Annotated in this window: 7 protein-coding genes; all 7 read right to left on the bottom strand. The window is 52.7% G+C overall.

The window, feature by feature from the left end; all coding sequences use genetic code 11:
- Positions 1-19: 19 nt before the first annotated feature.
- The 7 genes from EP25_RS0101880 to EP25_RS0101845 all read right to left on the bottom strand — a co-directional run bounded on the left by EP25_RS0101880 (position 20) and on the right by EP25_RS0101845 (position 13174).
- A complete protein-coding gene (locus EP25_RS0101880) occupies positions 20-790 on the bottom strand; it encodes a hypothetical protein (RefSeq protein ID WP_031432342.1) in 771 nt (256 codons plus the stop codon).
- A gap of 409 nt (positions 791-1199) precedes the next feature.
- Positions 1200-2213 carry a CobW family GTP-binding protein gene (locus EP25_RS0101875; protein ID WP_031432341.1) on the bottom strand — a complete coding sequence of 338 codons (1014 nt, stop codon included), beginning with the start codon at positions 2211-2213 and terminating at the stop codon, positions 1200-1202.
- Positions 2200-2673, bottom strand: a complete 474-nt coding sequence (locus EP25_RS0101870; RefSeq protein WP_031432340.1) for a Fur family transcriptional regulator — start codon at positions 2671-2673, stop codon at positions 2200-2202. The genes EP25_RS0101875 and EP25_RS0101870 overlap by 14 nt, the downstream gene beginning before the upstream one ends.
- 12 nt (positions 2674-2685) lie before the next feature.
- On the bottom strand, positions 2686-4740 hold the full coding sequence (locus tag EP25_RS0101865) for a TonB-dependent receptor (protein ID WP_031432339.1): 2055 nt from the start codon (positions 4738-4740) through the stop codon (positions 2686-2688).
- Positions 4741-4886: 146 nt separating this feature from the next.
- A complete protein-coding gene (locus tag EP25_RS0101860; protein WP_031432338.1) occupies positions 4887-6341 on the bottom strand; it encodes a glutamate synthase subunit beta in 1455 nt (484 codons plus the stop codon).
- On the bottom strand, positions 6334-10998 hold the full coding sequence (gltB, locus tag EP25_RS0101855) for a glutamate synthase large subunit (protein WP_031432337.1): 4665 nt from the start codon (positions 10996-10998) through the stop codon (positions 6334-6336). The genes EP25_RS0101860 and gltB overlap by 8 nt, the downstream gene beginning before the upstream one ends.
- A gap of 1345 nt (positions 10999-12343) precedes the next feature.
- Positions 12344-13174 (bottom strand): sterol desaturase family protein, encoded by an 831-nt coding sequence (locus EP25_RS0101845; RefSeq protein WP_031432336.1) that lies wholly within the window; start codon positions 13172-13174, stop codon positions 12344-12346.
- Positions 13175-13262: the final 88 nt, after the last annotated feature.

Below are 13262 nucleotides of genomic sequence, written 5' to 3'. Positions count from 1 at the left end.
CCGGGTTAAATCGCGTCGTTTATTGAACGGCCAATCTCGCTTCCAGGTCACCGCCATAGGCACGCAGTTTGAGATCGCGATATTGTACATAGCCCAAACAGTAGAAATAGGGCAAATAGATGGCCACAAACAGGTTGCTGACCGCATCGAACCAATTGAATCCTTGCGGAACCAGGCTTCCCGTAACGCCGGCAATGATTCCCAGCATGAAGAACACGATCATAATGATGATGCCCGGTACCATGAAAACGGTCATTGTGCGCCACCAATTACCCCACACCAACTGATGGCTGCTTTTCAGAGACTGATAAGCCCCCTCCCCGTCGACAACCAACACATAGGGGAAAAATGCCAGCGACAACCACAAAATGATGCCAGGAATGACAAGCAACAACGACCCCACCGCTAATGCAAGCATATATAAAATCGTGGCCCAAAGCATGGAAGGCAGTTTTTTCACCCCCAGCATGATGGCCTCGGCAAAACTGTCTTCGTTTTCATGCAGCAGATTATCGATCCGGTACACCATGGCGACATACAAAATCATTGCTGTTAAACCGTAAACCAATAAAGCGCCAAACAGTAAAGGCAGGCTTTGCATGGCTGCTGGATCGTTACCACTATTTTGCAGAGTCGGCATAGTCATCTGCACGACGACATTAAACACCATGGCGGCAGCGGCGATAATGAGCGCCATGCCGATCAGTTTCCTAAAACTGAGCAGGTATAATTTGAAACTCGAATCGAGGACTTTCGCAATGGTATTAGGGTGTTCGGCCAATAAACTCATCTTGTTCTCCTGCTGGAAGCATTGGGCAAAAATCTCCTAAAGCTTAGTGCAAGCCAAGGCAAATACAACCTGGGCGTTAGGTTTTACCGGAAAAGCTCCTTGAAAAACGGTATAAAAACCGTGCGATTTGGAAGTACCAAGCAATACTCTTTAGAAAACCTGGTCCAAAGCGGGACTGGTGGGATTCAAGTAGGATAAGGACGACTCTTGCTCTAATACATACAGGCCGGTTGATTAGCAATTTATACTGTTCGCACTGCGAATTCGGCATTTATCCAAAACGGCCTTGCGCCGTAATTTCGCTAACGATGAGACCACCTTTCTTACTGTCTTACAGGGCATAGGTTTAGCCTCACAAAATTGAACGCCTGCACCGACCAATTTTTTCCGCTTTCCCGCAATACTGAATTCATGGACATTCCTTCCCTGATGGCAATATGGCTTGAAGCAATTGATTTTCGAAGTCCAGCCAAGCGGCCGGAATAGTGCCGATCAGCTCGAGCCGACTATCGCCGGCCTGATCTAGCGATGAATGCGTCAATACCGCATCGCTCATATTGAAAAAGACCCAACCGCGTTCGGTTCTAACAATCGCTTTCAATCGTGCTACATCAGTGACGGACAACAATTGGTAAATTTTCATGAAATCGAAGCGAAAGTGCGGCGCGAACAGCCAGCCGCTGCTATAAAAACCATGGTTTCGATGATCGATACGGCGGAAACCGCAATCAGGCAATGACAAGGGGTTAGCAAAAAAATCGCCCTCATGATGGTTATGAACATCGGCAGTCGTGTAACGCCTGGCACCGAGCAACCAATCGTATTGCAGACGCCCCTGCTCCACAAAATTCACCGGCACATGCGGCAATTGCAGCTCCAGTAAGTATTCCTGCAACTGGTGCGCATCATTATCGCCATAGAGATCCTTTTTATTGGCGACGATCCTATCCGCCACTTGCAATTGCTGACGAAAAATATCATGTTCGCGGTAACGCGGTTCGGCAATTTTACGCGCATCGATCAAAGTCAGCGTGGCCTGCAAATCGATGATTTCGGCATACGCCCCCGTCGTCAGCATGGCTATCACTTCTCGAGGATGCCCCAACCCGGTCGGTTCGATTAATAACCTGTCAGGGCGACTTTGCTTGATCAGCTGGTTCAGGGCTACTTGAAACGGTACCCCGGCAGTACAACACATACAGCCGCCCGGCAATTCCCGAATAAATACTTTTTCGCCACTCCGACTGGAAGCCCGCAATAAATTGCCGTCGATACCAATTTCGCCAAATTCATTGACCAGCACGGCCCAGGCCTCCTCGGCCGGTTTCATGGCCAACAACCATTGGATGGCGGTGGTTTTGCCGACGCCGAGAAAACCGGTGATGATATTAGCGGGAATCGCGTACAAATCAGTTCGGGCCATGTTCAGTTTTTTCCTGGCAATGTTCGCAAATTCCGTGCAATTCCAATTGCTGACTGGAAAGCACGAAGCCGGTGTTCTCGATGCTTGCTTTCAACTCGTTCAACAATTGCTTGCGTATGCCAACCTCTTTGACCGCATGGCAGCGATCGCATATCAGAAACTGCGGCACCTGATGCTCATGTTCGCACGTGATATGGGAACAGGCGACATATTGATTGGTCGTTTCCAATTTATGCGCCAAACCGGCCTGCAACAAAAAATCCAGCATCCGGTAAGCGGACATGGCAGACAACGGTTTGCCGATATCGCACCGGTAATGCTCCGCGATATCGTAGGCCGATAACGGTTCGTCAGCCTGCAACAGGATTCTCAACACATTAGAGCGTTTATCGGTCAGCCGCAGACCGCTGCGGCTACATTCGCTTTGGGCCTTCTGCAAGGCCAATTCAACTTGACTCATACCCTTGCCTTATCAAAATTCGATACGCACCCCCATTTCGGCGCCCCGCCCGCCTTGCGGAGCCACGGTACGCAAATAGGAAACCGAATTACGGATGTCATCGTCCAACAGATTGTTCGCTTTGACAAACCATAACATATCGGCGTACCCGCCGACATGCAGTCGATAATTGGCGCCGGCGTTCAACTGCCAATAACCGTCTGTTTCGGTTTCGTTGAACCCTGGATTGTCTTGTCTTTCCGCGCGGGTCATGCGGATATTGGCGCGCCAGTCGGAATTATTCCAAGCCAGTTCCATGCCGTAACGCAACGGCGGCATACGAGGAATATCGCTGCCATCGCTGAACCGACCGCGCACATAATCGGCAAATAGCTGACTGTCCAGCTGACCGTAATCGGTGCGCCATAACGGCACGGTCACCTGGGCCTCGAAACCTTGGAATTGGGCGTCCTTCTGTTGGGTTTGATAAATCGGCAGGCAATCGCCCGCGCACGATGCCACAATGGCTTCGGCATCGTGGTCGAAAAATAGGCCGCTGTTTATTTGGGTGATATAGTCCTGTACCCAGTTTTGATACAGATTGAAATCTGCCTGCAACCAATCGCGGTCGACATGAATGCCCAACTCCAGGTTATGCGAGGTTTCTTCGATCAAATCGGCGTTACCGATTTCATAACTAGCGGTCGCCAAATGAGGGCCATGGCTGAATAACTCCTGAATATCCGGAGCCCGTTGCGAGCGGGAAAAACTCAATTTAATCGTATCCTGTTCGGTCACGCTCCAAATGGCCGCGGTTGAGAAACTGACCGGCGTATGCGAACTTTCTTGCCTATCGGTCGGCTTGATCCATTGTTGCTCGATCCGCATGCCGATTTCGTAAGTCATCGTTTCGGCATGGATATCCTGCACGGTAAACAAACCGAACGAATCGATGTTCGACTTGGGCACGACCGCCTCTTCGCCCAATGCGGAAAACTCGCTGTTTTTAGTTTGCGCGCCCACGACCCCATGATCGAAAAACAACCACGGTTTCTGGACCAGTTCGATGCGGCTTTCGAAACCTTCGTTGCTATAGACGGTCCCGGCAATACCGTTTTCCAATTCGGCGTGCTGATAATCGTTATAACCCAAACGCAGCCGCAGACTGTCGGCAAAGGCGAAGGGGTCGTTAACTTCCGCCTTCAGATCGTAACGGTTTTGCCGCAAATCGATGCGGACTTCCGCGGACTCATCCCCTTCATGTTCATGCGCGCCAGGCGGTACGCCGTAATTGTTATCCAGATGATTGACGGATACGCCGATAAAACCGCGTTCTCCGACCAAGGAAAAGCCGGCCGTGCCGCTGCGGGCGCGGGTATTGGAATTGAGCAAGCGTCCCTCGCTGCCTTGTTCGTCGTCATGCCCATGTTCTTCGTGAATGGCGGCTTCATCCAGCGCATTTCCCGGTATCTGCAGATTGATACTGTCGCGATAGAAGCCATCCAGGTGCCAGGCCAACACGCCTTTGCCGCCGTCGAGCTTGAAGGCGGTGGACTTGCCTTCGTTGACCGTGTTGTACCGTTGTTCGACGGCGCCTTGCACAATGTTTTCCGGAATGGCATCCGGGATACGGTTGTCCAGTACGTTGACGATCCCGCCGATCGCTCCGCTGCCGTATAGCAAGGTCGCAGGCCCCCTGATTACCTCGATCCGTTCCGCCCATAAGGATTCGGTGCTGTTGGCATGGTCGGGACTCAATGACGATACGTCCAGACTGCCTAGACTGTTTTGCAGCACATGCACTCGTGGGCCGGACTGGCCGCGAATCACCGGCTGGCCGACACCCGGCCCGAACGACTGGTTAGTAATCCCCGGCTCGTTTTGCAGCGTCTCGCCCACCGTCGAGGCGGCCTTCATGCGCAATTCATCGCCGCTTAAAATGGAAACCGGCAATGCGGTATTGGCCGTCGACTGCTCCAACGGCGTGCTGACGATCAGGTTGTCGAGTTCCTGCACATGTTCCGAACCAGAATATGCCGGTTGGCCGAATAAAAAAAGCAAAGCAAACAATGAAAACAAACGTAACATCGCAACAAATCCAATCCTAAAATCCTTAAGAACAAAACAATATGTTACAACATAACATTTAAGAAAGCAACAGTTTTAAGGAGTTGAACAGAAATCCCTGCGGACGCTATTCCGATAAAAATCGAAGAGAGAAAATGCTCGGAACGTTATTTTGGCAAGTCGGAGCGCCCCATCAGCCACTCGTCCACCGCCCTCGCGCACTGCCTTCCTTCGCGGATGGCCCAAACCACAAGAGATTGACCGCGGCGCATATCGCCGGCCGCAAAAACGCCTTCCACGCTGGTCTGGTAAGCATCGGAACCTTCTGTCACAGCGGCGACATTGCCGCGTTTGTCCAGCTCGACGTCGAGCTCTTGCAACATGCCCTCATGCACCGGATGCACGAAGCCCATTGCCAGCAAGACCAGATCGGCTTCCAGACTAAATTCGGATCCGGCAATTTCGGACATGCGCCAGTTGCCGGCATCGTCCCTCTGCCACTCGACCTTAATACAATTGAGCAGTCTCAGGTTACCGGCATCGTCTCCGACGAACGACTTGGTGGCCACCGACCACATTCTATCGCAGCCTTCTTCCTGGGAACTGGAAGTGCGCAGCCGGTTTGGCCAATGCGGCCAGGTCAGCCCCTTCTCTTCGCGTTCCGGCGGCTTAGGCAGAATCTCCAATTGAGTGACCGACTTGGCGCCATGACGATTGGAAGTGCCAATGCAATCTGAGCCGGTGTCGCCGCCGCCGATCACCACGACCCGTTTGTTTTCCGCGCTGATAAATTCCGCATCCGGAACATGGATGCCTTGTACCCGCTTACTGTTGGCTCGCAGGAAATCCATTGCGAAATGGATATTGTTCAGATCGCGCCCGGGAACAGGCAGGTCCCTCGGCTGTTCCGACCCGCCGGTCAGCACCAAGGCGTCGAAATCCTCGCGCAACTTTGCCATCGTAATGTCGACACCCACGTGAATATTAGTGCGAAAATCGACGCCCTCGGCACGCATCTGGGCCATACGGCGATCGATCAAGCGCTTGTTCAGTTTGAAATCAGGAATGCCGTAACGTAACAATCCGCCGATTTTGTCTTGTTTCTCGAACAACGTCACGAAATGGCCGGCCCTGGCCAATTGCTGGGAGCACGCGAGTCCAGCCGGTCCCGAACCGACCACGGCGACATGACGGCGGGTCTTGTGATGAGAGATTTGCGGCTGTATCCAGCCTTCGGCCCAGGCCTTATCGATGATGGCGCATTCGATGGTTTTGATGGTGACCGGCGAATCCTCGAGATTGAGGGTGCAAGCCGCCTCACAGGGCGCCGGACAAATCCGCCCGGTAAACTCCGGAAAATTATTGGTGGAATGCAACACGTCGATGGCTTTGCGCCAATCACCCCGGTAAACCAGGTCGTTCCAGTCCGGAATAAGGTTGTTGACCGGACATCCGGAATGGCAATAAGGAATGCCGCAGTCCATGCATCTTGCGCCCTGCGTACTGACATCCGCGTCGGTCAGGGGAACTATGAATTCGTCGTAATGAACGACACGATCGGCGACCGGTTGATAGCCACGGTCCAGACGCACGTATTCTCTGAAGCCAGTCGGTTTACCCATGTTTGCTCTCCCTTCTGATCGGTTGCTTCGGCAATTGCGGCGGTCGGCGATGTTGCGCCTCCATTTCCGTCAACGCCCGCCGATAATCGACCGGCATTATTTTGACGAATTTAGGCAGATAATCCTCCCAGGACAACAGGATACGCTCGGCCACGGAACTACCGGTGTAATGCAAATGATTGCTGATCAACTGCCGCAGTCGAATAGCATCGAAACGGGTCATGTCATGGCTGACATCGACCCGTCCCATCGTTTCCAGGTCGCCGCCCTGATGATCCATCGCCTCCAAGGCGTCGTCCTCGGCCGCGATAGGCTCCAATTCCACCATCGCCATGTTGCAATAGTGAGCAAAATCGCCGTGCTCGTCCAGAACATAGGCGATGCCTCCCGACATGCCCGCGGCGAAATTGCGTCCTGTCGGGCCCAGGCACACCATGATGCCGCCGGTCATGTATTCGCAGCCGTGATCGCCCAAACCTTCGACCACCGCCGTCGCCCCCGAATTACGCACGCAAAAGCGTTCTCCGGCGATGCCGCTGAAGTAACATTCTCCGCTGATGGCGCCGTAAAGCACGGTATTGCCGACGATAATGTTTTCCTCGGCCTGACTAGCCATGGCGGAATGTCGCGGCGGATAAATGACCAGGCGTCCGCCCGACAGCCCCTTGCCGACATAGTCGTTGGCCTCCCCCTCCAACTCGATGGTGACGCCCTTGGCCAACCAGGCGCCCCACGATTGGCCGCCGGTGCCCGTCGCCTTGATATATATCGTGTCGTCCGGCAACCCGGCAAGACCGTATTTTTCGGCGACCCGTCCGGAAAGCATCGTACCCACGGTGCGGTTGAAATTTTTGACCGGAAGCTCGATACGCACCGGTTCGCCCCGCTCCAGCGCCGGCTTGGCTTGTTCGATCAGTTGCCGATCCAGCGCCTGATCCAGACCGTGATCCTGAAGCTCCGAATTATAGACAGCCACCGTGCCGGACACGTCTGGTTTGGTCAAAAGCTTGCTGAAATCGACTCCTTTGGCCTTCCAATGATCGATGGCCCGGCGCATTTCCAAACGGTCCATTTGACCGATCATCTCGTTGACCGTGTGGAAACCGAGCCTAGCCATGATTTGCCTGAGTTCCTCGGCAACAAAGAAGAAATAATTGACCACATATTCCGGTTTGCCGGTAAATTTCTTACGCAATTCCGGGTCCTGCGTCGCCACACCGACCGGGCAAGTGTTCAGGTGACATTTGCGCATCATGATACAGCCCTCGGCGATCAAGGGCGCGGTAGAAAATCCGATTTCGTCGGCACCGAGCAACAACGCAATCGCCACATCGCGACCGGTGCGCATGCCGCCGTCCGCCTGCACGGCGATACGCCCGCGCAAGCGGTTCAACACCAGGGTTTGGTGGGTTTCGGCCAAGCCGATTTCCCATGGCGATCCCGCATGTTTGATCGATGTCAACGGCGAAGCACCGGTGCCGCCGTCGTAGCCGGCGATCGTGACGTGGTCGGCATGAGCCTTGGACACGCCGGCCGCTACCGTACCCACGCCCACTTCGGAAACCAGTTTGACCGAAATACGGGCCTTGGGATTAGCGTTCTTCAAGTCATGGATCAGTTGCGCCAAATCTTCGATCGAATAAATATCGTGATGCGGCGGCGGCGAAATCAGCCCGACCCCCGGCGTCGACGAATGACGCACTCGCGCGATCTGCTTGTTGACCTTATGTCCCGGCAATTGGCCACCCTCCCCCGGCTTGGCGCCCTGGGCGACCTTGATCTGGATATCGTCGGCATTGACCAAATATTCGATCGTCACGCCGAAACGCCCCGAGGCCACCTGTTTGATCGCGGAACGTTCCGGATTCGACGAGCCGTCCGCCAGCGGATTGAAACGTTCCGCTTCCTCGCCGCCCTCACCGGTATTCGATTTGCCGCCAATCTGGTTCATGGCCTTGGCCAGGGTCGAATGCGCTTCGTAGGAAATACTGCCGAACGACATGGCGCCAGTCGCGAAGCGCTTGACGATCTCCCGCGCCGGTTCGACCTCCTCCAGCGGCAATGCGTGATCGGCCCACTTAAACTCCATCAGCCCGCGAAAGGTCAACAACCTCTCGTTCTGTTCGTTGATCAAGGCGGCGTATTCGCGATAGGTTTCGGCACGATTGGCGCGTGTGGCATGTTGCAGCTTGGCGATCGTGTCCGGAGTCCAGACATGGTCTTCTCCGCGCAGCCGGTAAGCGTAATCGCCGCCGACATCGAGTTGATCGCTGTAGATATGCTGATAACCATAACCGGTCTGATGCCAGTTTACCGCTTCTTGGGCGATCTCATCGAGACCGACGCCTTCGACCTGAGTTTGAGTGCCGGTGAAATATTGCTCGACAAAAGCGGTGGACAACCCCACGGCATCGAAAATCTGCGCGCCGCAATAGGATTGGAACGTGGATATGCCCATTTTCGACATGACCTTTTTCAAGCCTTTGCCGAGCGCCTTGATATAGCGGGTTTGGGCTTCCTCGAAGCTCAGTTGTTCCGGCAACCGCGGCAACATTTCCTGGATCGTGTCGAACGCCAAATAAGGATTGATGGCTTCCGCGCCGTAACCGATCAACGTGGCGAAATGATGGACTTCCAATGCACTGCCGGTCTCGACGACCAGCCCCGAACTGGTGCGCAGGCCTTTGCGGATCAGGTGATGATGTAGCGCGGAGGTCGCGAGCAAGGCCGGAATCGCGATATGATCGCGATTCATGTTGCGATCGGACAGAATCAAAATGTTGTAACCTTCAAGAACGGCTTGCTCGGCCTGTCCGCACAGCTTTCTCAACGCTGGTTCCATGCCTTCGGCGCCTTGTTCGGCCGGATAGGTGACATCGAGCGTAAAAGTGCGAAACGCGCCGCCGCTATTGTCTTCGATATGGCGCACCCTCTCCAGGTCTTCGTTGCTCAATACCGGCTGTTTCACTTCCAGGCGCATGTGCTTGCCGGCCTCGTTAAGGCCAAGCAAATTGGGCCGGGGACCGATCAACGAGACCAACGACATGACCAATTCCTCGCGAATCGGATCGATGGCGGGATTGGTCACCTGGGCGAAATTTTGTTTGAAATAGGTCGACAAATGTTTGGCCCGGCGCGACAACACCGTCGGCGGATTGTCCGCCCCCATCGAGCCCATCGCCTCCTGACCGGTCAACACCATCGGGGTCAACAAAAACTTGATATCCTCCTGGGTATAGCCAAAGGCCTGTTGCTGGTTCAGCAAGGTTTTGGCGTCGGGCGCCATCGGCGCGACATCGGTCGGCAGTTCGTCCAAATTGATTTGCGTTCGATCCAGCCAGTCTTGGTAAGGACGAGCGGCGGCGAGTTCCGCCTTGATTTCGGCGTCGTCGATGATACGGCCCTGCTCCAGGTCGATCAAAAACATCTTGCCCGGTTGCAGACGCCATTTTTTGACGATTTTTTCCTCGGGAATATCCAGCACCCCCATTTCCGAAGCCATGATCACCATGTCATCGTTGGTAACCAGATATCGGGCCGGGCGCAAGCCGTTACGGTCCAGCGTGGCGCCGATCTGCCGGCCGTCGCTGAAGGCCACCGCGGCGGGGCCGTCCCACGGTTCCATCAACGCGGCATGATATTCGTAGAAGGCGCGGCGATCGTTGTCCATCAGGTTATTGCCGCTCCAGGCCTCCGGAATCAATATCATCATCGCGTGGGCCAGGGAATAGCCGCCCATCACCAGTAGTTCCAAGGCATTATCGAAACTAGCCGAATCCGATTGGCCTTCGGCGATCAACGGCCAAATTTTATTAAGATCCTCGCCCAACACCTCGGAACGCATCGTGTGGCGACGCGCCGCCATCCAATTGACATTGCCCCGCAGCGTGTTGATTTCGCCATTGTGGCAAATCATCCGAAACGGTTGTGCCAAGTCCCAGGTCGGAAAGGTGTTGGTGGAGAAACGCTGATGCACCAGGGCCAATGCCGACTGGAAACGTTCGTCTTGGAGATCGAGATAATAGTTTCCGACTTGGCCCGCCAGCAACATCCCCTTGTAGGTAATTGTCCGCGACGACATCGAGGTGACGTAATAGGCGGTTTTTTGAATGCCGGCATCGCGTATGGCATTATCCATGCGCTTACGGGTCACGAACAACTTTCGTTCGAAACCGTCTTGGTCGGGACAAGCAGGGTCTTTGGCGATGAATATTTGCCGGATCACCGGCTCAATGGCCAGCACGCTTTCTCCGAGATCGCCGTTATCCACGGGCACATCGCGCCACCCCAACACTTGATGGCCGTCTTCCCGTACATGGCAATCGACGATTTCCTCCATTTTATGCCGTTCGTCGGCGTCTCTCGGGAGAAAAATATGGCCGACACCGTAATGGCCAAGCGGCGGTAGGGTAAAATCGACGACGGCTCGAAAAAAGGCATCCGGTATCTGAACCAGCATACCTGCGCCGTCGCCTGCCTTGGGATCGGCGCCGACCGCGCCACGATGATTGATCCGCTCCAGAATCTTTAAGCCCTGCAGTATGATGTCGTGGCTCTTGCTGTTTTTGATATGGCACACGAAGCCGACACCGCAAGCATCATGTTCGTTGACAGGGTCATAGAGCCCCTGCGCGGTAGGTAAGTCACGGATACTCATGGCAGCCCTTCCCGTTACGTGGATCACATGGGTCGAGTTGAACACATCTCGCTGATTCAGATTCCAGATACAGTATGGAATAGATTCGCATTCCAAGGAAAACTACATCAGTGAAAATCGGTGTCAACAGGCTCCAGATAATCGATGATAACAATAATGGTGAAAAAACGATTGCTTTTCCCGATAAGCTATGGGAATTAAAACTCTCCCAAGCAGAAAGATGTTAGCATTCATCAGCCCATAGATTACGAACTTATCCGAAATGAAGCAAACCGAATTTGACCTTACGATGAGCGGATGAACCGTTAAGCGATATTCGATACGAATACCCGCTCCCCAGATGACGGTTGACACTAATATATGGCAGGCGCTGACAAAATTAGTGTGGATGCCGACGATAAACTTACCATCCACAAAATAGCAACAATATCGATAAGTAAAAGGACGGCGTTAACGCCATGGCCTACCGCCATTAACTGTCGGAAAAGTCGCGGGATTTGACCGATTTCCTACATCACCAAAGCGAAGTTTCATCGACCAAGGAAGCCATTAACATATCAGGCTAGCCATAATAGACAGCTTTTTGTTGGCACAAAATTCATACGCTGGCCTCTATTCTCTTTCAGTTCTAGTTTGCCACTAAGCCTGCGTCAAGCCCAGCAACGGCATCGGAAAACCAAGTACCCGCTGACGACAGTCCGACGACTGATGAGCAATACGGCAAATCTGTTCTGCTCGAATCCTGCCTGATAGCACCGTAAAAAAATACAACCAATATAGACCGTTTGTGACGAATAACAGTAGTTTTGGGGAATTTTTAGCCGACTCGCGATTATCCATGTACGCGTCTTGGATTGACTCGATTCTGGGGCTGAGCAGTGATAATGGACTTATTACTTGTAGTCCGGGCCAGGCCAGAAAAGGACAATGCTAGGCAATAAATAAATCATCTAATCGACAGGAATATTTCATGAAAAACAAAAGATATGCCTTTATGGGTATTTTTTGGCATTTTCGAGTATCGAGAGTCGCAAGGGTGCATTAACTTTCATATGGAGTTGCGTTTTATTCAAACTCTACTATACCCCATGGAATCTTTATTTAGATGGCAATGGCTGGATAGCCAAACTGTATTTAATTAACGACTGGGAAAGGTTCGCCATGATGCTGCCAATGACGCTTTGGTATTGGATCAGCATGAGGTGGGTAGATAAGAATGGGCTCTGGGAAAACCAAGCCCGACAAATATAACACGCTAGGCGTTCTCTCTAAGGCGACGCCAACTATCTCACGAAAGGGGAGCAGTAGACCAAGTTGCTAACAACTTTTTCATGGGGCCAATCGACTACTGTTTCCCTTTCGGCAAGATCTGCAATAATTTCTTGATATGACGCTCGGTCACGAAGGCGAGAAAGAATAACTGCAAGAAATTCTCGGCCTCGATCACGTCCAAGCCGAGCTTGGCCGGAATGACCTCCTTGCGGGTGCCAAACAGACGGTCCCAGATCGATAACACAATGCCATAATTACTGTCATGTTCACTGCGTAAAGTCGAGTGATGAGTACGATGCAGGGATGGAGTGATCAAAACCTTGGATATTTCGGCTTCGTGCTTGAAAGCGACATTGGAATGATGAAAAAAGATAAACAGCATTTCGATCAACTCGATGGCCAGTACCAGATAAGCTTCCACGCCTACAACGATGACGAACAAACACTTGATCACTATTTCTATGAACAAATCGAACACATGGAAACGGAATCCGGTAGTGACATTGACCGTTTTATCACTGTGATGAATCTTATGAAAACGCCATAAAAACTCGAATTTATGGGTGGCGGCATGCCAGCCATACATCATCAAGTCGAACAAAAGAAACGTTATCAGCCATTTTAGCGGACCGTTCGCCATGCCGCTTAGCAAGCCGAAATAGGAAAATTGCTGGGCAACGAAGAATAATGATGAGGCTCTTAGCGCGGTCAGAATAACGTTATTGAAAATAAACGCCGTGCTATTGGTGACCACCGAAGCCTGCTTGATACGTTTATTAACCGATTGATACGGTTTTACCACTTCCATGATCAACAACAGGCCAAAAGCGATGATCGCCAGCAGCAGTAAAAATTCGTTGAGTGAAAACGCTTCCTGATTGCTTTGAATGGCTTGTTCTGACATCGCTGAATACCGACCCTAGAAAAAAACGTTAACTGAAAATCGAACAATTCGACATTCCGATGTTTTGAATGTTCATTAGGCGCTTCTA

Source organism: Methylomarinum vadi, assembly GCF_000733935.1.
In the GTDB taxonomy this organism is placed as follows: domain Bacteria; phylum Pseudomonadota; class Gammaproteobacteria; order Methylococcales; family Methylomonadaceae; genus Methylomarinum; species Methylomarinum vadi.
This window is presented reverse-complemented; position numbering and strand designations above follow the sequence as displayed.